Annotated in this window: 23 protein-coding genes, 1 tRNA gene and 1 pseudogene; 9 read left to right on the plus strand and 16 right to left on the minus strand. The window is 68.7% G+C overall.

The window, feature by feature from the left end; translation table 11 throughout:
• Positions 1-26: 26 nt before the first annotated feature.
• The 4 genes and pseudogenes from GON06_RS19115 to GON06_RS14410 form a co-directional block, all read right to left on the minus strand.
• Positions 27-335, minus strand: a pseudogene (locus GON06_RS19115) (sigma factor); the annotation flags it as partial.
• Positions 242-565 carry a YciI family protein gene (locus GON06_RS14400; protein WP_157313747.1) on the minus strand — a complete coding sequence of 108 codons (324 nt, stop codon included), beginning with the start codon at positions 563-565 and terminating at the stop codon, positions 242-244. The pseudogene GON06_RS19115 and the gene GON06_RS14400, both read right to left, overlap by 94 nt.
• 54 nt (positions 566-619) lie before the next feature.
• Positions 620-985, minus strand: coding sequence for a nuclear transport factor 2 family protein (locus tag GON06_RS14405; RefSeq protein WP_157313028.1), 366 nt, complete (start codon positions 983-985; stop codon positions 620-622).
• A gap of 47 nt (positions 986-1,032) precedes the next feature.
• Complete coding sequence (locus GON06_RS14410; RefSeq protein ID WP_157313029.1) at positions 1,033-1,644, minus strand: dihydrofolate reductase family protein; 612 nt, start codon at positions 1,642-1,644, stop codon at positions 1,033-1,035.
• Positions 1,645-2,217: 573 nt separating this feature from the next.
• Here GON06_RS14410 and GON06_RS14415 point away from each other — a divergent pair.
• The gene (locus GON06_RS14415; protein WP_157313030.1) at positions 2,218-2,790 is read left to right on the plus strand and encodes a YdeI/OmpD-associated family protein; all 573 of its coding nucleotides are present in this window, start codon (positions 2,218-2,220) and stop codon (positions 2,788-2,790) included.
• A gap of 84 nt (positions 2,791-2,874) precedes the next feature.
• Here GON06_RS14415 and GON06_RS14420 read toward each other — a convergent pair whose 3' ends face one another.
• Positions 2,875-3,648: an alpha/beta fold hydrolase gene (locus GON06_RS14420; RefSeq protein WP_157313031.1), complete on the minus strand. Its 774-nt coding sequence runs from the start codon at positions 3,646-3,648 to the stop codon at positions 2,875-2,877.
• 102 nt (positions 3,649-3,750) lie between these two features.
• Here GON06_RS14420 and GON06_RS14425 point away from each other — a divergent pair, with 102 nt between their 5' ends.
• The 5 genes from GON06_RS14425 (at position 3,751) to GON06_RS14445 (ending at position 6,902) form a co-directional block, all read left to right on the plus strand.
• Positions 3,751-4,302 (plus strand): PadR family transcriptional regulator, encoded by a 552-nt coding sequence (locus GON06_RS14425; RefSeq protein ID WP_198346715.1) that lies wholly within the window; start codon positions 3,751-3,753, stop codon positions 4,300-4,302.
• A 416-nt stretch (positions 4,303-4,718) separates the two neighbouring features.
• Positions 4,719-5,990 (plus strand): IS481 family transposase, encoded by a 1,272-nt coding sequence (locus GON06_RS14430; RefSeq protein ID WP_378734865.1) that lies wholly within the window; start codon positions 4,719-4,721, stop codon positions 5,988-5,990.
• Positions 5,926-6,330 carry a hypothetical protein gene (locus GON06_RS14435; protein WP_157313033.1) on the plus strand — a complete coding sequence of 135 codons (405 nt, stop codon included), beginning with the start codon at positions 5,926-5,928 and terminating at the stop codon, positions 6,328-6,330. Before GON06_RS14430 ends, GON06_RS14435 begins: the two co-directional genes overlap by 65 nt.
• A gap of 65 nt (positions 6,331-6,395) precedes the next feature.
• The gene (locus GON06_RS14440) at positions 6,396-6,551 is read left to right on the plus strand and encodes a hypothetical protein (RefSeq protein ID WP_157313034.1); all 156 of its coding nucleotides are present in this window, start codon (positions 6,396-6,398) and stop codon (positions 6,549-6,551) included.
• A 132-nt stretch (positions 6,552-6,683) separates the two neighbouring features.
• Complete coding sequence (locus tag GON06_RS14445) at positions 6,684-6,902, plus strand: hypothetical protein (protein WP_157313035.1); 219 nt, start codon at positions 6,684-6,686, stop codon at positions 6,900-6,902.
• Positions 6,903-7,020: 118 nt separating this feature from the next.
• Here GON06_RS14445 and GON06_RS14450 read toward each other — a convergent pair.
• The 6 genes from GON06_RS14450 to GON06_RS14475 all read right to left on the minus strand — a co-directional run bounded on the left by GON06_RS14450 (position 7,021) and on the right by GON06_RS14475 (position 14,185).
• Positions 7,021-7,111 (minus strand) — tRNA-Ser (locus GON06_RS14450).
• A gap of 15 nt (positions 7,112-7,126) precedes the next feature.
• Positions 7,127-8,569, minus strand: a complete 1,443-nt coding sequence (locus GON06_RS14455) for an aminopeptidase P family protein (RefSeq protein ID WP_232528502.1) — start codon at positions 8,567-8,569, stop codon at positions 7,127-7,129.
• A 24-nt stretch (positions 8,570-8,593) separates the two neighbouring features.
• Positions 8,594-9,559, minus strand: a complete 966-nt coding sequence (locus GON06_RS14460) for an ABC transporter permease (protein WP_332837589.1) — start codon at positions 9,557-9,559, stop codon at positions 8,594-8,596.
• Positions 9,556-10,521 carry an ABC transporter permease gene (locus GON06_RS14465; protein WP_198346716.1) on the minus strand — a complete coding sequence of 322 codons (966 nt, stop codon included), beginning with the start codon at positions 10,519-10,521 and terminating at the stop codon, positions 9,556-9,558. Before GON06_RS14465 ends, GON06_RS14460 begins: the two co-directional genes overlap by 4 nt.
• Positions 10,518-12,350: a dipeptide ABC transporter ATP-binding protein gene (locus tag GON06_RS14470; RefSeq protein ID WP_157313036.1), complete on the minus strand. Its 1,833-nt coding sequence runs from the start codon at positions 12,348-12,350 to the stop codon at positions 10,518-10,520. The genes GON06_RS14465 and GON06_RS14470 overlap by 4 nt, the downstream gene beginning before the upstream one ends.
• A 68-nt stretch (positions 12,351-12,418) precedes the next feature.
• Positions 12,419-14,185, minus strand: coding sequence for an ABC transporter substrate-binding protein (locus GON06_RS14475; RefSeq protein ID WP_157313037.1), 1,767 nt, complete (start codon positions 14,183-14,185; stop codon positions 12,419-12,421).
• Between the two features lie 117 nt (positions 14,186-14,302).
• Between GON06_RS14475 and GON06_RS14480 the strand changes: the two genes are divergently transcribed.
• The 3 genes from GON06_RS14480 (at position 14,303) to GON06_RS14490 (ending at position 17,502) form a co-directional block, all read left to right on the plus strand.
• Entirely contained in the window at positions 14,303-15,232 is a 930-nt protein-coding gene (locus GON06_RS14480; protein WP_157313038.1) for an ornithine cyclodeaminase family protein, read from the plus strand.
• 90 nt (positions 15,233-15,322) lie between these two features.
• The gene (locus GON06_RS14485; protein WP_157313039.1) at positions 15,323-16,306 is read left to right on the plus strand and encodes a proline racemase family protein; all 984 of its coding nucleotides are present in this window, start codon (positions 15,323-15,325) and stop codon (positions 16,304-16,306) included.
• Between the two features lie 11 nt (positions 16,307-16,317).
• Positions 16,318-17,502, plus strand: coding sequence for a metal-dependent hydrolase family protein (locus GON06_RS14490; RefSeq protein WP_157313040.1), 1,185 nt, complete (start codon positions 16,318-16,320; stop codon positions 17,500-17,502).
• A 145-nt stretch (positions 17,503-17,647) separates the two neighbouring features.
• On the opposite strand, the gene GON06_RS14495 is transcribed toward GON06_RS14490, so the two are convergent.
• The 5 genes from GON06_RS14495 to GON06_RS14515 all read right to left on the minus strand — a co-directional run bounded on the left by GON06_RS14495 (position 17,648) and on the right by GON06_RS14515 (position 22,841).
• Positions 17,648-19,120, minus strand: coding sequence for an aldehyde dehydrogenase (NADP(+)) (locus GON06_RS14495; RefSeq protein ID WP_157313041.1), 1,473 nt, complete (start codon positions 19,118-19,120; stop codon positions 17,648-17,650).
• Positions 19,121-19,228: 108 nt separating this feature from the next.
• Positions 19,229-20,230 (minus strand): proline racemase family protein, encoded by a 1,002-nt coding sequence (locus GON06_RS14500; RefSeq protein ID WP_157313042.1) that lies wholly within the window; start codon positions 20,228-20,230, stop codon positions 19,229-19,231.
• 76 nt (positions 20,231-20,306) lie between these two features.
• The gene (locus tag GON06_RS14505; RefSeq protein WP_157313043.1) at positions 20,307-21,239 is read right to left on the minus strand and encodes a dihydrodipicolinate synthase family protein; all 933 of its coding nucleotides are present in this window, start codon (positions 21,237-21,239) and stop codon (positions 20,307-20,309) included.
• Positions 21,240-21,249: 10 nt separating this feature from the next.
• On the minus strand, positions 21,250-22,599 hold the full coding sequence (locus GON06_RS14510; RefSeq protein WP_157313044.1) for an FAD-dependent oxidoreductase: 1,350 nt from the start codon (positions 22,597-22,599) through the stop codon (positions 21,250-21,252).
• Positions 22,596-22,841: a (2Fe-2S)-binding protein gene (locus GON06_RS14515; protein ID WP_157313045.1), complete on the minus strand. Its 246-nt coding sequence runs from the start codon at positions 22,839-22,841 to the stop codon at positions 22,596-22,598. Before GON06_RS14515 ends, GON06_RS14510 begins: the two co-directional genes overlap by 4 nt.
• Positions 22,842-22,938: the final 97 nt, after the last annotated feature.

The following is a 22,938-nucleotide window of genomic DNA, read 5'->3' on the forward strand; positions in this document are numbered from 1 at the left end:
TTGCCCTCGCGTTGGTTCTCTCGTCGGAGTCGGTCGATCGCCTTGCGGTTGGCGGTGGTGGTGAGCCATGCACCGGGGCTGGGTGGCACGCCGTCGGCAGGCCATCGTGCGACGGCTGCTTCGAAGGCGTCGGCCGTCGCGTCCTCGGCGATGTCGAGGTCTCCGAAGCGCCGGGCAAGCCCCGCGACCACACGAGCCCATTCGTGACGATATGCCCGCGTGATCGCGGTATCGACATCGCTCATGCGAACGGTCGCACCTCGACTCTCCGATCGCAGATCTGCGACGCTTCGGCAGCGAGAGTCAGCACGATATCCAGATCGGGCGCCTCCCATACCCAGACTCCGGCGAGATACTCCTTCGATTCCAAGAACGGACCGTCACTGATCATCGGGGTCTCCCCCCGATTGTCGATGACCGTCGCTGCTTCTGGAGCGGCGAGGCCGCCGGCGAACACCCAATATCCGCCCTCGATCAAGCGTTCGTTGAACGCGCTGATCGCTGGGCGCCTGTCCATGCTGCCCGGGCTGCCCTCGTCATCGATCACGGAAACGAAATACTGCATCGCTCTACCCTCTCCTCGCGCGAACGTCGTCGACACCCGCCATGTCAGATCTACCTACGCCTTCATGTAGCCGCGTGCCTCGACGATACGGCCGCCCCGGACACGGATGAGGTTCACGCCGCGCACGCGGTCGTTCTTCCCCGGCCCCCAACGCAGGATCCACGGCGCCACGGCGAGATCACCGAAGATCTCGGACGGTTCTGGCGAGAAACCCAGGTCGGTATCCCCCGCGAGCTGAGACCAGCGTGCCAGGCAGGCTTGTCTCCCCACATGGCGAGCCCCGTAGGGAGCCGGATTCGTGTCCTCGATGACGCATTCGTCGGCGATCAGGTCATCCAGAAGCGTGGGGTCGTGGACACGAAAGGCTTCGTTGTATCGATCGATGACCTCGTCGATGGTGCGGTCTGGTGCATCTGTCATGGGGTCGCTCCTGGCGTGTTGAACAGCATTGATACGGTCACCGCCGATCAGTGGGTCACGTAGGACGGGGTACCGGCGGGTCGATAGGTCTGAATCATCACGCCCTTCGAGTCGGCGCGTGAGCTGACCAATTGCATCGAGACATCGCGGCCGGACTGTGCGAACAGCCGTTCCCCCTGCCCGACGACGACGGGGATCGTGATGAGTTCCATCTCGTCCACGAGATCCTTCTCCAGCAGCCATTGGATGAGCCGGCTGCTGCCGTGCACCTGCAGCTCGCCTTCGCCGCTCGCTTTCAGTGCAGTAATGGCGGCGAAGAGATCGTCCCCGAGGGCCTCGGTGTTCGCCCATTCCGGTGCCGTAAGCGTCTGAGATGCCACGTACTTCGGTTTCGCGTTCAGAGCCACGCCGATCGGATGCCGCTTCAGGTCATCCATTGTTCCCCAGAACGAGAGGAGGATGTCGTAGGTTCGACGACCGAACAGGAAGGCATCGGCGCGCTGGAAAGTCGCTGCGATGTGATCTCGCGTCGAGTCGTCACCCGCGCCTCGAGCCCACCCGCCCCTCACGAACCCGCCCTCGCGGTCCGCCGCAGTCGAACCGCCGTTACCCTGAGTTACCCCGTCGAGAGTGACCTGCGTGATCGTCGTCAGCTTCATTCTGTACTCCTTGGTCTCGGGACCCGCTCACCAGGTTCCCTTCACCAAGTCAACGAACGACACCGCCAAGATCGGACAGCGTCAGGAATGTTGGGTGGTCAACGTCCCTCCAGCTCGCCTAGGCGCATTGGCTTCTCGCCGAGTTGAGAAAACACTTGGAAGGAAGGGCATCCCGCAGGAGCTATGCGATCAGCCTCATCCGCCAGCCGACCAACGGTCTCGGGCCGAGATCAGAGTCACGTTCAGGAACGACCAGTCGCAGCATCGAAACCATACCGAGCCGCATACGGCGCCTGTCGCGAATCACCCGCACGGCCTCGCGGCGATGCGTGAACCACGACCAACAAGTTTGAGGTGGTGCCCGGCGCTGACACCAACGTCTCCCCGGAGGAGAACTCGACCGCCGTCACCGCCTTGATCGAGGACATCTGCGACCGGGCCCTTGAAGGGCGTCCGCGCGACCGCTGAGGTGGGCTTGGGTAGGAACGTCGCCCAACGCGGCCGTATTGAGCTCGGGATGCCCAGCAGCGCGTAACCCAGCGCGATTCGCTGCGCCCGGGCTATCCTCGCGTCATGCCCAACCGCGCAGAAGAGCCTGAACTGCACGTAGACACAGTCGCGGAGTGGGAAGCGTGGTTGAACTCGGGCCCCGACCCGAATGGGGTCCGACTACGACTGCGCAAGAAGGCGACGACCCGCCCCGGGATCACCTACGCCGAGGCGCTCGATGTCGCGCTGTGCTTCGGATGGATCGATGGGCAATCACTATCCGTCGACGCCGACTACTTCCTGCAGACTTTCACGCCACGGCGCCCGCACAGCATGTGGTCGAAGGTCAACATCGGGCACGTGACTCGCCTGATCGAGGAAGGTCGCATGCGTCCCGAAGGCCAGCGCGAAATCGACCGCGCGAAGGCCGACGGTCGATGGGACAGCGCGTATCGGCAGCGCGACCGCGACCTGCCGACGGAGCTGCAGGAAGCCCTGGACGCGGACCCGGAGAGCGCCAGAGCATTCGCAGCTCAATCGGCGCAGAACCGCTTCTCAATGGCTTTCCGGGTGTCCAACCTCAAGCGGCCCTCCTCGCGAGCTGCACGCGTGGCGGAGTACGTTGAGATGCTCAAACGAGGCGAGACACTTCACTAACCCCTGCCATGACGTGGCGCTTGCACGTCAGATGTCGTCCGTCGACGCGGCGACGAGCCGCCCGGGCGGGTGGAGCAACATAATCTAGACAGGGATGGCACGGCAGACAATCTCGGCGACCCTCTCTGGTACGGAGAGGAACGGAGAGTGCGACGCATCGAGCGCGACGACGCGGGTCGGTCCAACCGGGAAAGCTGCGTCAGCGTCGGCGATGAGTCGACGTTGTGTGCCGACGGGGATCACCGCGTCGTGCTCCGTAGTGATGTAGGTGCGTGATACCGATCCCCAGCCGGCGTCGGTCAGCGTGGTGGTGTCCGTGGCGATACTGAGCGGGGCGTCGGAGTTGAGCATCTCTATGGCTGCGTCGGCGGTTGCGAGGTCGACGTCCCCATAGAACGTGTCGCGAAGCTGCCCGCGGGCGACGACGTCGCCTGGGGCGACGTTGAGGCGCAGCGCACGCGCGACGACGTCGGGAAGGAGCAGCGCGGCGAGCGCTGGTGACTGGGCGTAGGCGATCGCGGGCGTGTCCGTCGCAGGCATGAATGCGGCGAGATAGATCGCTTGTGCGAACAGGTCGGGAGCCTGCTGTGCGGCCCGGGTAAGCACTGCCCCGCCCATGCTGTGGGCAACCACTGCAACTGGGTGGCCATGGCCGAGCCTGCCGATCTGGTCTACCAGGAAGTCCGCGGCGTGATCGAGATCGATGTCGGCGGCCGGTCGTGCGGCCCGCAGACCGTGGCCGGGCAGGTCGACGGCGTGCGCGACTCGCCCCGCCGCCGCGCAGTGACTCAACACATCCGTCCAGCACCATGCGCCGTGCCAGAAGCCGTGGACGAAGAGGATAGGTGTCGTTGACATGGGGCCTTTCGTATCGTGGGGGATCCGCCAATCGGATCATGACACCTATATTTGTACCTGTCAATCCGTATGCGTCTAGCCGATTTCTGTCATGATGGGTTTGTGACTCTGAGACACGCGCTGCTTGGGCTTCTCGAAGATGGACACGCCAGCGGTTACGATCTGACGGCCCGGTTCGAGAAATCCCTGCACGCCTATGTGTGGACCGCCCGACAGAGCCACGTTTACCCCGAGCTGAATCGCATGATCGCCGACCATCTCATCGAAGTGGTCGAGCAAGGCGCCCGTGGAAGACGGACCTACGCGATCACCGAATCGGGGAGACAGGAGCTGCGCAAGTGGCTACTGACACCGGCAGGCCCGCGCGGTGTCCGTGACGAGCGCGTCCTGCGCATCGCGCTGATCTCGGCCCTCTCCGAGGAGGACGCGCGCCGACTCATCCTCGACTACCTCGCCGACGCAGAAGCAGCCGAAGCCGAGCTTCTCGGCGTCGCCTCTGCCGCAGACGCCGAAGATCACCAGCGCGGGCGGCTGCGCTTCGGTCGCCTCGCCCTCGAGTACGGCATCCGCAGCTTCCAGGCCCAACAGGAGTGGGCCCGATGGGCGCTTGCGCAACTCGAGGTCGCCACGAAGACGTCAGAATCCGAAAGGTAGACGGCAAACCCCAATCGCATGGGGCAGGCACCACAATTGAGGACCTCGAACGCCCCGGCACGGTGCTCACCCTCTTGGTCGCCACCAAGCCGTCAGCTCAGCTCGCGGCTGCTCGTCGAACCAGATGCCAGCAGCGCGCACGCTGCTCCTTCTGGCGGTAGGTCTGAGACCGTTTGCGCCCCACCCCTCGATCTCGACCTGCCGAGCCGACAGCGGGAGCATTAATCGATCAGGACCCACGAGACTTCGTCTCGGGGGTCCTGATCGATTGGCGGTGACGGTGGTGTTGGAATTCAGGACATCGTTGACAGCTGATCGCGCGGATCCCGGTGATGATCGTTAACTGCTGCGCCGGGACATCGTTGATGATCCGGGACGGGTGATCGTTGACAGGTGAGTCGGGACATCGTTGACGGGTGAAACCGAAGAACCTCGTCATCGTCCGTGCCGTGCGCGAGCAGGGCCTCACGCACGCCGAAGCAGCCGCCCGTTACGGAGTGACCCGCCAATGGGTGCACACCCTCGTCACCCGGTACGACAAGCAAGGTCCCGAGGGGATGGCTCCGCGCTCACGCGCCCCTCACTCCCGCCCAGGAACGACACCGGTCGCTGTCCGCGAGCGGATCATCGAGCTGCGCCGTCAGCTCACCCGCGGCGGTGCAGACGCCGGGCCGGTCACGATCGGATGGCACCTCGAACAGGAAGGCACCCGCGCCCCATCGACCGCCACGATCCGACGCATCCTGCACGCCGAAGGGCTGATCACCCCGGCACCAGAGAAACGGCCCCGCAGCTCCTACATCCGCTTCCAAGCCGACCTGCCCAACGAGTGCTGGCAAGCCGACATCACACACTGGTACCTGTCCTCCGGCACCCGGGTGGAGATCCTCGACTTCCTCGACGACCATTCCCGCAAACTCCTGCACATCCATGCGGCCACCGCGTTCACCGACGGGATGGTCGCCCAGGCCCTGGCCCAGTTGATCGCGACCTACGGGGCCCCGTATTCCACCCTCACCGACAACGGGCTCGTGTTCACCACACGCCTCGCCCGCCACAAGGGAGCCCGCGGCGGGTTCGAGAAGCTCCTCGCCACGCACGACATCACACAGAAGAACGGCCGACCTGGGCACCCGCAGACACAGGGCAAGATCGAACGATTTCACCAGACCCTCAAGCGCTGGCTCGCCGCCCGCCCCTACCCCGACACGATCGAGGACCTGCAAGCCCTGCTGGACCAGTTCCAGACCTGGTACAACACCGTCCGCCCGCACCGCTCGATCGGCCGACGCACTCCCGACCAGGCCTACACCGCCCTCCCCAAGGCCACCCCGGCCAAGACGGGGCAGACCGAGTGGCGCACCCGCACCGACAAAGTCGACAAAGACGGGAAAGTCTCACTCCGTTATGCCGGCAAGATGATCCACCTCGGCATCGGACGCGCGCACGCCGGCAGCCACGTGCTCATGCTCATCCACGACCGCGACATCGTCACCAGCAACGCCGACACCGGAGAGATCATCGCCGAGCACACCATCGACCCCACCCGGCACTACCAGCCCGCCAGAACAACGGTGGCGTTGCCCGTCCTGCGGAGCGTCATCGGTCAGGCGCCGCCCGGACGTGACCCGCCGCGAGCAGCTGCGCAGATTCGTGCGCTGGCTGACCGGGAAGAACACCCAGGCTGAGATCGACGGCACCACGACGGGTCGGACCTTCCGGCGCGATACCGCCTGGTGCTGGGACATCCACCCGCGTCTGCGACCGGCCGAGACGATCCACCACGCGGTCATGGTCGACGGGATCTGGATCGGCACCTGGTGCCTGCTGATCGCGATCAGCGACGAGGGCGACCTGCTGGCCTGGCAATGGTGCGGACGCGAGAGCACCGCCGCATGGACCGCGCTGCTCGAACAGATCCCCTCTCCTGGGGTGATCGTCTCCGACGGCGGATCCGGGCTCCGAGCGCGCTGCGCACCGTCTGGCCCGAGACCGTGCATCAACGTTGCATCTTCCACCTGCAGATGAACGCCACAAGGCACCTGACCCGCAACCCCAGAACTCCCGCCGGCAAAGCACTACGAGGGCTCGTAATGCGGCTCAGCGAGGTCGACGACGAAGACGCCGCAATCGGGTGGCAGCTGCACCTGGAGCAGTGGTGGCAGACCTTCGGGCACCTCACCCGCGAACGAACCATGTTCCGCAACGGGCAATTCGGATACACCCACGACCGCCTCCGCAAAGCCTGACTCCTGATCAGAAAGGTCACCCGGGGCGGCGTCCTGTTCACTTGGATCACCCACGGCAACCCGCGCACCACCAGCCCTCTGGAAGGCGGAATCAACAGCCCCATCCGAGACCTGCTCCGCCACCACCGCGGCATGAGCGAAGCACACCGTCAACGCGCCGTCGAATGGTTCCTCGTACTGCGGCAGATGCCCCTCGACGAAGCCCTCACCCTCGCCCTCGCACCGCCGCCGCAAGTCCAGCCCGACCACCCCGAGCCGACCGAAGACCTTGACAGCCCACCGCTCTACGACACCGGACTCGACGTCGGCGAAGGACTCTGGCTCCGCACCGGATGGGCCGGCAGAGGCTGAACACGCCCGACCCCATCCACACGTTCTGGCCGATACCCCCCCCGGTCAACATCACTGAACCCACAAAAAAGTCCTGAGCCGCGACCTCGATGTAATCGAAGTCGCGACTCAGGACAATTGGCGGTGACGGTGGGATTTGAACCCACGGTAGGGGGTTACCCTACACAACTTTTCGAGAGTTGCACCTTCGGCCGCTCGGACACGTCACCGCGGACAAGCTTACGTCACGCGCGACCGTCGCGCGAATCGAGGCCCTTCATCCACGCCTCTATGCCGTCGGCGTCGATCGGCAGGGTATCCGACAGCACCTCGCTGCCCGTCGAGGTGACCAGCAGATCGTCCTCCAGGCGCACGCCGATGCCTCGCAGCTCCGGCGGCAGGGTCTCGTCGAAGGAGTGGAAGTACAGACCGGGCTCGACGGTCAGCACCATCCCCTCCTGCATCTCGGCGCCCTGGTACGCGGCGTACGACGAAGAGGCGCAGTCGTGCACGTCGATGCCGAGGTGGTGCCCGACGCCGCACACGATGAATCGGCGGTGCTGCTGCCCGTCGGGCGACATCGCCTCGTCCACCGAGACGTTCAGCACGCCCCAGTCGTGCAGGCCCTGCGCGAGCACCTCCATCGACGCGACGTGGAAGTCGCTCCACGGACGACCAGGCCCGACGGCCGCGAGTCCGGCACGGTGGGACTTCTCGACCAGGTCGTGCACCTGCCGCTGCACGGCGGTGAACGAACCGGATGCCGGGAAAGTGCGCGTCACGTCGGCGGTGTAGCCCGAGTTCCGCTCCACACCCATGTCGAGAAGCAGCAGCGCCTCGGGGTCGACCTCGCCGTCGGCCCGCACCCAGTGCAGGATCGGCGCGTGCGCGCCGGAGCCGACGATGGTCGTGTACCCGACACCGTTTCCGACGGTGCGGGCGTGCCGGTCGAAGGTGCCCTGCAGCCAGCGCTCCCCGCCCCAGCGCACGGCGGACGGGATCTCGATCACGGTCGCCGCGAAGCCGTCGACGGTGCCGTCGATCGCGGCGCGCAGCTCGGCGATCTCCCACTCGTCCTTGAACATCCGCAGCTCGGAGAGCGTGCGCGACAGTTCCTCCGATCGGGGCAGGTCCTGTACGGCGACGCCGGCGCGCAGCGTCGCGGCATCCGTCTCCAGCTCCTCGATGGGGCGGGTGCGCACGTCCAGTGCCTCGGCGTATTCGGCCAGTCCCGGCATCGGCCCGACCCACAGCTCTCCGTGCAGCGCCGAGCCGAAGAATCCGTCGTCGCCGGGCCGGAACGGCGCCGGCAGGTACAGCGTCGCCAGATGCCCGCCCGACGCGGGATCGAGCACGATCACGGCATCCTCGATCGCCGCGCCGACCAGCCACAGGAAGTCGCTGTCGGCACGGAACTCGTACGCGGAGTCGTTCGCGCGCATCGGCGCGCGCCCGGCGGCCACCGCGATCCGCTTGCCGGGCAGCGCGGCCGACAGACGCGCGCGGTGCGCGGCCGCGGCCTGCGCCGTGCCCTCAGTGAGGCGCGGAGTGCGGTCGGCCTCGCCCCATCCGCTCTGCATCGACCGGATGAATCCGGGTGAGAGCGTGAGCCGAGGCATCCGCGGGTCGCGTTCGGCGGGAGCCGGCATGGAGGATGCCACCGGGGCGTGTGCGTGGTCGAGAGTCATGGATTTCCCTTCTGAGGAGTGCGGTCAGCGGCCGGCGGTACGGACGCGTGAGTCCATCGCCGCATACAGCACGTCGACGATGAGGTTCGAGACGACGACGAACAGTCCGCCGAGCAGCACGATCGCGATCACCACAGGACGATCCTGCATCGCGACGCTGGATACCGCCAGGCTGCCGACGCCCAGCAGTCCGAACACCTGCTCGATGACGATCACGCCGCCCAGCATCAGTCCGATGTCGATGCCCAGCTGGGTGACCAGCGGCGGCATGGCACTGCGGAACGCGTGCACGTAGGTCACGCGCTGCTCGGTGAGGCCCTTCGCCCTGGCGGTGCGGATGTAGTCCTGCCCGAACACCTCGAGCATCTGCCCGCGGGTCAGTCGCGCATACACAGCCGCGACCACCAGCGCGAGCGTCAGCCACGGCAGCAGCAGATGCCACGCCCAGCCGAACGGGTCCTGCAGGAATGGCACGTACCCGCTGGGCGGGAACAGCATCATCCCCGCCTTCGACGGCAGGAAGTACAGCAGGTACAGCGCCACCATGCCGAGCACGAACGTCGGGAAGCTGATCCCGATGATGGCGAACGCCTGGCCGGCGCGATCGCGGAACGTGCCAGGATGCCGCGCCGAGGTGATGCCGATCGGGATGCCGATCGCCAGCCACAGCACGACCGCGCCGAACACCAGCGACATCGTCACCGGGATGCGCGAGGCGAGCAGTTCGGACACCGGCATGTTCGACCGGTACGAGTAGCCGAGGTCGCCGTGCAGCAGGTTGCCGATGAACTGCAGGTACTGCACGTAGATGGGCTGATCCAGTCCGAGTTTCACGCGGATCTGCGCCATCAGCTCCTCTGTCGCCTTGTCGCCGGCGATGATGCGAGCGGGGTCGGAGGGCGTGACGTAGAACAGGAAGAACACGAAGACGCTGAGCAGGAAAAGCACCAGCACGCCGAAGGCTATGCGCGACAGGATGAAGCGGATCACTTGCGGCCTCCCTTCGCTGCAGGCCGAGGCGATCGGCTGGACGGATCGAGGGCGTCGCGCAGCCCGTCGCCCAGCAGGTTGAACGACAGCGTGAGCGCCAGCAGCGCGGTGCCGGGCACCACGACCATCCACCACGCGACGAGGTAGATCGAGCCGTTCGCGGCATCCGCCAGCATGTTGCCCCAGCTGGGCGTCGGCGGCACGATGCCCAGCCCCAGGAACGACAGCGTCGCCTCGAACACGATCGCGGACGGGATCATCAGCGTCGTGTAGACGATGATCGGCACTACCAGGTTCGGCACGATGTCGCGGAACATGATCGACCACTTCGACGAACCGAGCGACCTCGCCGCCTCGACGAACTCGCGATGCCGCAGCGCGACGACCTGACCGCGGATCACGCGGGCGAGACCGGTCCAGCTGAAGAACACGATCACGGCGATCGAGAGTCCCAGGCTCGGGCCGAGCACCGACACCAGCGCGATCGCGCAGAGCAGGAACGGCACGCTCATCACCAGGTCGGTGACGCGGCTGAGCACGGTGTCGGTCACTCCCCCGACGAACCCGGAGACGACGCCGACGGTGACGCCGATGAGGGATGCCGCGATGGATGCCACCACGCCGACCAGCAGTGACACCTGCGCGCCGTACGCCAGCCGCACCAGGATGTCGCGGCCGAGCTGATCGGTGCCGAGCAGGAACTCGGCGCTCGGCGGCATCGGCATGCCCTCCGGGCTGAGCCCGGTCTCGCGGAACTGCTCGGTCGGGCCGTGCCCGGTGGCGGCCGCGATCAGCGGCGCGCAGATCGCGAACAGCACGATCAGCAGGATGACGACGACCGAGGCGATGCTCGCCGGGTCGCGGCGCAGTCGCTCGAACGTCAGCCGCCACGAGCCCTTCAGCTGCACGTCTGCGGAGTTGCGCGCCGCGATCAGCGCGGTGCGCGGGGTCATGACCTTCATGCGGCTTCTCCTCCGACCTCGACGAGGGTGCGCGTCGGCGCCTGCTGCCGCACCTCGGGGGCGGCGGCATTGAGCAGCTTGCGCGTGAACGGATGCTGCGGATCGCGGTACAGGGTCTCTGCATCGCCGAGCTCGACGATGCGCCCGCCGTCCATCACCGCGATGCGGTCGCAGATGTGACGCACCACGGCCAGGTCGTGCGAGATGAACACGTAGGTGAGACCGAGCTCTCGCTGCAGGTCCTCGAGCAGGTTCAGCACCTGCGCCTGGATCGAGACGTCCAGCGCCGAGACCGGCTCGTCGAGGATGACCAGCTCGGGGTTCAGCGCGAGCGCGCGGGCGATACCGATGCGCTGCCGCTGCCCGCCGGAGAACTGCGATGGGAAGCGGTTGTAGTGCTCGGGGTTGAGCCCGACCACCTCCATCAGCTCCTGCACCTTCTCGCGGCGCTTCTCACCGGAGGTGAGGCGGTGGATGCGGAACGGGTCGCCGATGATCGATCCGACCCGGCGCCGTGGGTTCAGCGAGCCGAACGGATCCTGGAACACGACCTGCACCTTGCGGCGCAGCTCGCGCCACTCCTTGTGGCCGAGACCGGACAGCTCCTGCCCGTCGAACGTCACCGAGCCGGAGGTCGGCGAGATCAGTCCCGCCAGCGTGCGTGCCAGCGTCGTCTTGCCGCATCCGCTCTCGCCGACCAGCCCGAGCGTCTCACCGCGGCGCACCTCGACCGAGATGTGGTCGAGCACCGTGCGGCTCTGCTTCCGGCGCTGCGTGAACGTCAGCGTGACATCGGATGCCGCGGCGATCACGCGCGGGGCATCCGCTGCGACCGGCACCGCGGCCAGCGGGGCGGGAGCAGGCGGCTCGGACGGCGCGTCCTCGAGCCAGCACTCCACCTCGGTGCCGTCGTCGTACCGGCGCAGCGGCGGCCGGGTGTGGCAGATGTCCATCACGTCCGGGCAGCGCTCGGCGAACACGCATCCGAGCGGCGGGGCGAGCAGGCTCGGCGGGCGGCCGGGGATCGGTGTGAGCGGCACGCCCGGCTCACGGTTGAACGACGACGAGCGCAGCAGCCCCGCGGTGTACGGATGCGCCGGTGAGCCCAGCACGCTCGCGCTAGTGCCCAGCTCGAGCCGGCGCCCGCCGTACATCACCATCACCCGGTCGGCGACGCGGGAGAGCACGCCGAGGTCGTGGCTGATCATCAGCACCGTCGACCCGGTGTCCTCCCGCATCTCGCCGAGCAGGTCCAGGATCTGCGCCTGCACGGTCGAGTCCAGCGCGGTGGTCGGCTCGTCGGCGATGATCAGCGCCGGCCCGAGCGACAGTCCCATGGCGATCATCACGCGCTGGCGCATGCCACCGGAGAACTGGTGCGGGTATGCGTCGAAGCGCGCACCGGCATCCGGGATCCGCACCTTCTCGAGCAGCTCGATCGCGCGGGCCTTCGCGCCCTGCGCGCTGATCCGCTTGTCGTGCGCGCGGATCTGCTCCACGATCTGCCAGCCCACGGTGTACTGCGGATGCAGGCTGGACAGCGGATCCTGGAAGATCATGCTGATCTCCCTTCCCCGCACCGACCGCATGCCGGCGGGCTCGAGGGTGAGCAGATCGCGGCCGCGGAACATCGCGGTTCCCGAGGTCTCGGCGCCGGGGATCAGTCCCATGATCGACTGCACGAGCACGGACTTGCCCGACCCGGATTCTCCGACCACGCCGAAGAACTCGCCCTGCTCGACCGTGAACGACACGTCGCGCACGGCGTGCACGGTGCCGTCCTCTGTCGGGATGTCCACGACGAGGTTCTGCACGTCGAGAAGTGGCATCGTTTCTCCTTCGGGAGGGCCCGGCAGCGGCGGATGGGAGCACCGCCGCCGGGCTCAGCGTCGTCCGACTACTTGGTCAGCCAGAGGTTGGTCCAGTCGCCGTTCTGGCTCTGGGCGTAGGGCGTGAAACCGGCCACCCGCTCGGAGTGGTAGTTCGGCTTCAGGCGGTACGCGATGCTGACGATCGGGGAATCCGCCATCACGGCCTCGTCCACCTGGTGCCAGAGCCTGCCCGACTCCTCGGCGGTCGACGCGGCGAGCGCCTGCGCAGCAAGGTCGTTCGCCTTGTCGCTGTTGTAGTCGACGTAGTTGTAGGCCTGCGGGGTGCCCGTGAACACGAACTGCGGCTGGAACACGCTGCGCGCGGCCCCACCCTGCCAGTCCGGCGACCAGCCGACGAGCGCGACATCCCACTTGCCGGTGGTGGCGTTCTCGACGTTGGTCATGAAGTTCGCGTAGTAGTCCGTCGGCGGCACCGGCGTCAGTTCGATCGTGATGCCCGCCTTCTTCAGGCTGGCCTGCACGGTCTGCGCGATGTCGGGCTGCGTGCCCACGTTGCGGTACGGCATCTTCAGGGTGATGCCGTCGGGGAAGCCGGCCTCGGCGAGCAGCTGCTTGGCCTTCTCGGGGTCGCCCTTGCCGTCGTTCGCGGGGTACGGGTCGTACTCCTCGTACCCCAGGACGCCCGGGCCGAAGATGCCGTTGGTGACGCCGGCGAGGTCCTTGCCGCCCATGGTCTGCACGACCGCGGTCTTGTCCATCGCGTACTGCAGCGCCTGGCGCACCTTGAGGTCGGTCAGGGCACCGTCGTTGTTCGGCGACTTGGTGTTGATCCACATGAACTGGTCCACGCCGCCGTTGGTCATGGTGGAGAACTTCTTGTCATTCGCCGCCTTCAGCTGCGTGATGTTCGCCGGGCTCGGGGCGAGGTCGAACAGCACGTCTGCGGAGCCTGCCTGCAGCTGCTGCATGGCCGCGTCGCCCTCGACGCCCATCGTCATCTCGATGCCGTCGACGTAGGCCTTGCGCAGCGGGTCGCTCTTCGCGTCCCAGGCGTCGTTGCGCTCGAGCACGAACTTGGCGTCCGGGCTGTACTCCTTGACCCTGTACGGTCCGGACGAGACGAAGGCCTTGCGGTACTCGGGCGAGTCCGGCAGGTAGTCCAGCGCCTCGATGGGGGCCGGGTCCGCAGCGTCCAGCGAGAGCATGAACGGGAAGTCGCTGGCGGGTTTGGTGAGCGTGAACTCGATGGTCTTGTCGTCGGGGGTCGCGATGCCCGCGATGTCGTTGCCCTCGATGAACTCCTTCATCGGGCCGACCTCGGGGGCGACCTTCGAGAAGTCCGCGCAGAACGCGGACATGCCGTCGATCAGGTCGACGAAGTAGCCCGAGAGAGCGCCCGAGATGAGCGGGTTGCACAGGCGCTTGAAGCCGCGCTCCACGTCGGATGCCACGATGGCACGAGCGCCGTCCGGGGCACCCCAGGTGACGCCGTCGCGCAGGGTGATGCTGTACTTCAGGCCGTCCGCGCTGGGCTCCGGAACGGCGGTCGCGAGGTCGGGCTGGAGCTGGATGCGCTTGTCGGCGTCGTCGCTGGCCTCGTAGCTGAGCAGCGAGCGCGACATCGCGCGCATGAAGCTGTACACCGGCACGTACGCCACCAGTTGCGGGTCGAGGTGGTCGACGTCGCCGTTGGCCAGCACCTTGAGAGTGCCGCCCTTGACGGGTTCGCCGTCCGAGGCGGTGCCGCCCGTGTTCGCCGTGGAGCAGCCTGTCGTGATCAGCAGCACCGCTGCGGCCGCGGCCGCCGCCGTGAGGATTCTTCTTCTCGCCATGAGTCGCCTTCGATTCTCGGGTGGGAGCCGCAGCCCCAGGCTCGGGACGGCGTCTCGCGGGGCAGCCTCGCCGCCGCGATACGTGACATATTACACATCACGCTCTAGGATGGGAACATGTCCGACGTCATCGCCGACCTCACGCTCGTCACCGCCGCGGAGATCGCCGACCGCGTGAGCATGCCCGCCGCCATCCGTGCGCTGCAGGACGTGCTGCGCGCGGGGTTCGATCCCGAGGGCGACCTCCCCCGCACCATCCAGGACGTGCCGCACGGCCAGCTGCTGCTCATGCCCGCCGCCATCGACGGCGCCGCCGGTCAGAAGTTCGCCACCGTCGCACCGGCCAACCCGGCGCGCGGACTGGAGCGCATCCAGGCGCTGTACATCCTGCTCGACGGCGAGACCCTCGCCCCCACCGCCGTGCTCGACGGCACCGCGCTGACCTCACTGCGCACGCCGGCGATGTCGGCCGCCGTGGTCGATCTGCTCGCCGGATCGGATGCCGGTGACCTGGTCGTCTTCGGCACCGGGCCTCAGGCCGTCCGGCATGTCGAGGCGCTGCAGGCGATCCGTCCGCTGCGCACCGTGCGGATGATCGGGCGGGACGCCGACCGCACCACGTCGGCCGTGCGCGCCGCGCGCCTGCTGGCGCCGGAGGCGCAGATCGAGGCAGGCGATGTGGCGGACGTGCGATCCGCCGACCTGGTGGTCTGCGCGACCACGGCGTCCGAACCGCTGTTCCCCGCTTCTCTGGCCCGCGACGCCGCGACCCTCGTCGCGATCGGCTCGCACGAGCCGCAGAAGGCCGAGCTCGACCCGGCGCTGGTCGGGCGCTCGCAGGTCGTGGTGGAGAGCCGCCGCGTCGGGCTGTCCGAGGCCGGCGACGTGATCCGTGCGATCGCGGCCGGAACCCTGCACGAGGGCGACCTGGTGACGCAGCACGAGCTGTTCACGGGCGCCGTGTCCGCGGCATCCGATCGTCCCCGCATCGTGAAGACCTGCGGCATGGGCTGGCAGGACCTCGCCGTCGCCCGCCTGGCCCTCTGATCCCGCTCCCACCCCTGGGGAATGTCGCAATTTGCCGCTTCCCGGGACGGGAAGCGACCATCGGCGACACTTCTGAGAAAGGAAACCCTGATGCGCTGGAGCACCGAGGACTGGCACACCGCCGGCGAGCCGTTCCGCATCGTGCAGGACGTGCCGACGCACGGCGCGACCGTCGCCGAGAGGCGCGTCGAGGCCATCACGGGCGAAGCTGACGGCATCCGTCGCTTCCTCTGCCTGGAGCCGCGCGGCCACGACGACATGTACGGCGGATTCATCACGCCGCCGGACGATGAGGGCGCCGACTTCGGCGTGCTGTTCTGGCACAAGGACGGCTTCTCGACCGCTTGCGGGCACGGCACGATCGCGCTCGGCGCGTGGGCGGTGCGCACCGGGCTGGTCGCATCCGACCCCGACGGCGAGACCGTCGTGACCATCGACGTGCCGAGCGGACGCGTGCAGGCACGCGTGCGGCAGAGCGGCGGCCGGATCGAGGAGATCGTGTTCCGCAACGTCGAGTCGCGGGTGCTGTCGCGAGGAATCCCGCTGCAGACCTCCCGCGGCGAGGTCACGGTCGACCTGGTGTTCGGCGGCGCCGTGTACGCCACGCTCCCGGCGTCCGCCGTCGGCCTGTCGGTGACGCCGTCGGACACGGCGGATCTCATCGCGATCGGCCGCGAGATCAAGTGGGCGCTGAACGAGCACCCGGCCGCGCAGCTGGCGGATGCCCGGCTCTCCGGCGTCTACGGGACGATCCTGTTCGACGATCTCGGCCGTACCGCCGACGGACCGCACCAGCGCAACGTCACCGTCTTCGCCGACGGCGAGGTCGACCGCAGTCCCTGCGGATCCGGCACCGCCGCTCGCGTGGCGCTCTTGGCCGCGACCGGCGAGCTCGGCGAGGGCGAAACGCTCACGCACGACTCGATCATCGGCACCCGCTTCCTGGCGACCGTCGCCGAACGGACATCCGATGGGGTCATTCCGGAAGTCCGCGGCAACGCGTACCGTGTGGGTGCGTCGGTCTTCGAGCTCGACGAAGGCGACCCGGTCGCCGACGGTTTCAGTCTGCGTTGAAGGGAAACGACATGCGCACAGGATCGCTCACCATCACCGGCGCACAGGTCTGGGACGGCACGTCCTTCGCGCCCCGCGACGTGCACATCGCGGACGGCCGGGTCACACCGGCCGCGGCATCGGATGCCGCGACGCTGGACGGCACCGGACACTGGCTCATCCCCGGCCTCATCGACGCGCATTTTCATGCCTATGCGACCAGCATGGACGGCTTCGAGAACGAACGGGGGCCGCTCAGCTACGCGGCGCTGAACGGGGCGCGGCGCCTGTCGCGCGCACTCGGTCGCGGCTTCACGACCGTGCGCGACGTGGCCGGCGGCGACATCGGGCTCGCGCAGGCGATCGACGCCGACCTGTTCGACTCGCCGCGCTACCACTTCACCGGCCCGGCGCTCAGCCAGACCGGCGGGCACGGCGATCCCCGCGCGGCGCACGTCGACGTGTGCTTCTCGCACGGGCACATGTGCGAGGTCGTAGACGGCGTCGACAACCTGCGACTCGCGGTGCGCAACCGGCTGCGCACCGGCGCGCACGCGATCAAGGTCATGGCATCCGGCGGAGTGTTCTCCCTGACGGACCCGATCCGCGTGCCCCAGTACTCGCAGGAGGAGCTGCGCGCCGTGGTCGAGGAGGCGACGCGCCGCGGCAGTTACGTCTGCGCGCACGCGTACTCCTCCGAGGCGGTGCAGCACGCGGTCGCCGCCGGCATCCGTTCGATCGAGCACGGCAACCTCATCGACCGTGAGACGGCCGAGCGGATGGCGGATGCCGGCGCCTTCCTGGTGCCCACGCTCGCCGCCTACGACGCCATGGACCGGCGCGGCGCATCCATCGGCCTGAACGCGACCTCGCTCGCGAAGAACACCGAGGTGCTGACGAAGGGACAGGATGCTGTGCGACTCGCGCACGAGACCGGCGTGCGCGTCGGCTTCGGCAGCGACCTGATGGGCGACCTCGAGGACGACCAGCTCGCCGGTGTGCGGCTGCAGGTCGAGGCATCCGGCGCCGCCGCGACGCTGCGCTCGATGACGGCGGTGAACGCCGAGCTGATCGGCGATGACGCGCTCGGACATCTCGGCGACGGCGCCTACGGCGATGCCGTGCTGCTGAGCGCCGACCCGCTCGCCGCCCCCTCGGCGCTGTGGGAGCAGGATGCTCGGGTCGCCGTGGTCCGCGGGGGCCTCGTCGTCGCGTAGCGCCGGGGTACGCCGAGCGAACGAACTGGCGACGAGTGCACCACTTATCGACGTCAACAACCGGTGCACTCGACGGCAAGGGGTCCACTCGCCGCCAGCGAGCGCGCTCGAGGCCCACCAGTTCGGCGTCCGTGACGAGCGCGGATCAGCGGGCGAACGCGCCCCAGTCCGTCGAGCGGCCGGCCTCGCTGAAGCTCTGCGGTACGTCCCAGGGGTTGTCGTCGCGCAGCGGCTCGGGCAGCAGCGCCTGCGGCGCGTTCTGGTAGGAGACGCCGCGCAGGAAACGGGTGATGGCGGCGGTGCCGACGCTCGTGCCGTCGCTCGTGGTCGCCGGGTAGGGCCCGCCGTGCTGCATCGCCGGGGTCACCGAGACGCCGGTCGGCCAGCCGCCGAACAGCACGCGTCCGCTGGTCTCGGCCAGCACCTCGACGAGCTCGGCGAGTGAGCCGTCCTCCAGCTCCGCCGGCCGCGCGTGAACGGTCGAGGTGAGATTGCCCGGGAACAGCCCCGCGTGCAGCGCAGGCAGGGTCGACAGGTCGGAGTACCGCACGATCACCGACAGCGGTCCGAACGACTCCTCGAGCAGCGCGTCGCCTGCGGCGACCAGCCCGTCGACGTCGACCGTCACGACGGTCGGGGTCGCGAAGGTCTGCCCGTCCTCGTCGGTGCGGGTCTCCCCCGCCGACAGCACGGTCACGCCGTCCGCTGCGAGCACATCCTCCCGGCGCTGCGCGAACGCGCGCCCGATACCGGGGTTGAGCAGGCGGTGTTCGGCTACTGCCCCCGCCGTACCCGTGACGGATGCCAGGTCGGCATCCTCCGGCACGAACAGGAAGCCCGGCTTCGTGCAGAGCTGGCCCGCCGAGCCCGACACCGAGGTCACGAAGCCGTCCAGCAGCGCCTCGTCGACATAGGTCGCGTACGCGGGGTTCACACTGCCGAGCTCGCCGTAGAACGGGATCGGCACCTCGCGCGCGGCGGCGATGTCGGCCAGCATCCGCCCGACGTGCGTCGAACCGGTGAACGCTCCGGCGCGGATGCGCTCGTCCTTCAGGAGCGCGACCCCGTTCTGCTGTCCCTCGATCAGCTGGAACACGCCGTCCGGCATCCCGGCACCGCGCAGCGCGTCGATGACGACGGCGGCGGTCGCGCGCGACAGCTCCGGATGCCCCGAGTGCGCCTTCACGACGACGGGGCAGCCCGCGGCGAGCGCGGCGGCCGTGTCACCGCCGGCGACCGAGAACGCGAACGGGAAGTTCGACGCGGCGAAGTTCAGCACAGGGCCGACCGGCTCCAGCATCCGGCGCAGGTCCGGACGCGGGCCGATGACGTACTCGGGGTCGGCGCGGTCGATCCGGGCGTCGAGGTAGGCGCCGTCGACGATCGTGTCGGCGAACAGTCGCAGCTGCCATGACGTGCGGCGCACCTCGCCGGTCAGCCTGGTCTCGCCCAGGCCGGTCTCGCGCATCGCGATCGCGATGAGGTCGGATGCCGCGGCATCCAGCGCGTCCGCGACGGCGACCAGCGCCGCCCCGCGGTCCCGCGGGCTGGTGCGTGCGAACGTGCGCGCGGCGCCCGCCGCCGCGGCGGCAACCTCGTCGATGGTGGTGTCGGTCATGATTCCTCCTGTGCTGTGCGCCAGCGCGCGACCTGTTGCCGAGCGCACGGGCTGTTCACCTCGAGAAGCCGTGCTTTCGGCAGGATGCCGTGCGCTCGGCGCCGACGGTCAGAACACGAACCCCTCGGGGAACGGGTCGTTCTCGTCGAGCATGTACTGGCCGAGCCCGGTGACCCAGGCGCGGCCGGTGATCGTGGGGATCACTGCCGGCTTGCCGCCGACCGTGGTCTCGCCCACCAGGCGTCCGGTGAACTCCGTGCCGATGAACGACTCGTTCACGAACGGGGCGTCCAGCGCCAACTCACCGCGGGTGTGCAGCTCGGCCATCCGGGCGCTGGTGCCGGTGCCGCACGGCGAGCGGTCGAACCATCCGGGGTGGATCGCCATCGCGTGCCGCGAGCGCACCGCATCCGAGCCGGGCGCGATGAACTCCACGTGGTGCACGTGGTTCGCGCCCTGAAGCACCGGATGCACGGGAGGCGCCTGATCGTTGATCGCGTCCATGATCTTCAGCCCCGCGGCGAGGATGTCGCCCTGCCGGGACCGATCGAACGGAAGCCCCACCTGATCGAGATCGACGAGCGCGTAGTAGTTGCCTCCGAACGCGACCGAGTAGGTGATCTCGCCGATCCCCGGCACCTCGATGCGCTCGTCCAGCCGGTCGACGAAGCTCGGCACGTTCTCGATGGTGACGTCGACGGCGCGACCGTCCTCCACGCGCACGCGCGCGATCACGAGCCCTGCAGGCACGTCGAGGCGGATCTCGGTGACCGGCTCGGTGACCTCCACCATGCCGGTCTCGACCAGCACGGTCGCGACCCCGATCGTTCCGTGCCCGCACATCGGCAGGAATCCGGATGCCTCGATGAACACGGCGCCCCAGTCGGCGTCGTCGCGGGCCGGCGGCTGCAGCAGCGCGCCCGACATCGACGCGTGCCCGCGGGGCTCGTTCATCAGGAACCCGCGCAGCCCGTCGAGGTGCTCCATCGCGTACAGGCGACGGTCGTTCATCGTCGCCCCGGGGATGCGACCGACACCGCCGGTCACGACGCGCGTCGGCATCCCCTCGGTGTGGGAGTCGACGGCCTGGATGGTGCGGCGAGCGCGCATCAGCTGCCTCCGTGGATCGTGCGGGTCCGACGGGGACGCCGGCATGCGGCATCCCCGTCGAGAATCATCACATGTGTCACGCGAGCACGGCTGCGCGCGCGGCGAGCGCCGCGAGCGCGCGCTCGGTGTCGGCGGTGACCTGCGCGCGCTGCTCGTCGCTCAGCGGTCCGCGCGGCGGGCGGGTGACGCCGCCGTAGGAGTTGCCGCAGATGTCCATCGACAGCTTGATGGCCTGAACGAACTCGGTGCGCGAGTCCCAGCGGAACACGGCGACGAGCTGCTCGTAGAGCGCCTTGGCCTCCTGCCACCGGCCGGCGGTGAGCAGGTCGTACAGCTCGACGGCCTCGCGCGGGAACGCGTTCGGGTAGCCGGCGAACCAGCCGACGGCGCCGTTGACCATGAGTTCGAAGAGCACGTCGTCGGCACCGGCGATGATGTCGATGTCGCAGAGCTCCTTGATCTCGTAGACGCGGCGCACGTCGCCGGAGAACTCCTTGATCGCGACGACCTCGGGAATCTCGGCGAGCTTCGCGACCAGCGACGGCACCAGGTCGACCTTCGTGTCGTAGGGGTTGTTGTAGGCCATGATCGGCAGGCCGACCTTCGCGACCTCCTCGTAGTGCGCGATGACCTCGCCCTCGTTGGCGCGGTACAGGGTCGGCGGCAGCAGCAGGACGCCGTCGGCACCGTCCTCGCGGGCGTACTCGGCCCACTGGCGGGCCTGGTGACTGCCCACCCCGTGCGCGCCGGCGATCACGATGCCGCGGCCGTCGACTGCCTCGACCGCGACGCGGATCACCTGGCGGCGCTCCTCGTCCGTGAGCGAGGAGTACTCGCCCAGCGATCCGTTCGGTCCGACGCCGCGGCATCCGTTGGACATCAGGAAGTCGACGTGCTCGCCGAACTTGTCGTAGTCGACGGCGAGACCTGCCGGAGCCGACGCGTCTTCCTTGAACGCGAGGGTCGTGGCGACGACGACGCCGCCGAGGTCCATGTTCTGCTCGGTCATTTCTGCTCTTTCATTCGTGGGTGTGCCGGTGCGCGGCGAGTTCGCCGATGCGCACCGAGGAGAGGACGGGTCTGCGGTCGAATCCGGATGCCGCGCCGATGATGTCCTCGACGCTGCGGCCGCAGGTGCGGCCCTGGCAGGGGCCGAGGCCGGCGCGGGTGGCGAGGCGCATGCCCCTGCTCGACGCGTCCGCGTATTCGCGGAGGGCTGCCGCGGTCGCGGCCTCGCAGCGACAGACGACGGTGTCGTCGTCGAGCCAGGCGGTCCAGCCGGGGCGGACGGCATGGGTCTGCAGGCGCTGCGCGAAAGCGCGCATCCGGCGGCGGGCGTTCAGCGGCTTGCGGTAGCGCAGGTCGGCTCCGGGGACTCCGGCGGTGGCCAGTCCGGCGATCGCGCCTTCGGCGAGCGCGGCATCCGCCCCGCCGATCCCGGTGATCTCTCCGGCCGCGTACACGCCCGGGATGCTGGTGAGCTGCTGCCCGTCGACCCGCACGAAGCGGTCGGAGGTGATCTCGCATCCGAACTGGATGGCGACCTCGAGTCGAGGCGTGAAGCCGTGCCCGAGGGCGACGGAGTCGCACTCGACGATGCGCTCGGTGCCGGCGATCGGACGCCAGTCCTCGTCGATGCGCTGCACGGTGACGGCTTCGACCGACCTCGCGCCATGGATGCGGGTGACGGCGCTGCCCAGGCGGTACGGGGTGCGGTGCTTCAGCAGGGTGGCAGCGTAAGAGCCGAGCTCGCCGGCCTTGGCGGCAGCGGTGGTGAGCTCCCAGGGCCTGCGGCCCCAGCCGCGCACGAGCGTGCCGGCCGTGGCGGCCTCGACGACCTCGACGACCTCGACGCCGAGCAGCGCGGCGCTCTGCGCGACCGGCAGCAGGAAGGGACCGGCGCCGGCGACGACGACGCGGGTGCCGAGGGCGACCCCGTCGCGCTTGGCGAGCGCCTGCACGGCACCGGCCGAGGTGACGCCGGGCAGGGTCCAGCCCGGCACCGGGAGCACACGGTCGTGCGCGCCTGTGGCCAGCACTACAGCGTCGGCCTGGAGGGTCTCGCCGCGGCGCTGCGCGTCGTCGACGGGTCCGGTGAGCGTGTGCACGCGAAGCGGCTCGCCTGCCTCCACTCGCCAGACGCTCGTCGACGACATGGTGCGGACGCCGGCGAGAGCCTGCTGCAGCTCGCCGAAGCGGCCGAGCTGATGCTGCATCCGGGGGTCGGTGAAGGCGGGGTGGTGCCGCCAGAACTGTCCGCCGACGCGCTCCCCCTCGTCGACGAGGACGACCTCGGCGCCTGCGCCGGCGGCGGATGCCGCAGCGGCGAGTCCCGCGGGACCCGCGCCGATCACGACGATGCGTGTCATGCCCGCACCTCCCGCTCGACGATGTCGCCCTCGCAGGCGGTGCGCTGACAGGCGCGGACGCCCTCGACGCCGTTCACCGTGATGACGCAGTCCTGGCAGATGCCGATGCCGCAGAAGATGCCGCGCTCGCCGCCCTGCGCGTCGCGCCAGGTGCGGTGACCGTTCGCGAGCAGGATGCCGCCGATGCTCTGTCCCTCGCGCCCGTCGAGCTGCTCGCCGTCGAAGCTGATCGTGACGGTCATGCGGGTACCCCCTCGGCGGTGCGTCCAGGTCGCCGTTCGGCAGGGATAGCGGCCGCCCCCGACGATTCAGGTCGCACTTCGTCCCGGAAAGACGTCG

Origin of the sequence: Microbacterium sp. MAH-37, assembly GCF_009758255.1 — a bacterium.
In the GTDB taxonomy this organism is placed as follows: domain Bacteria; phylum Actinomycetota; class Actinomycetes; order Actinomycetales; family Microbacteriaceae; genus Microbacterium.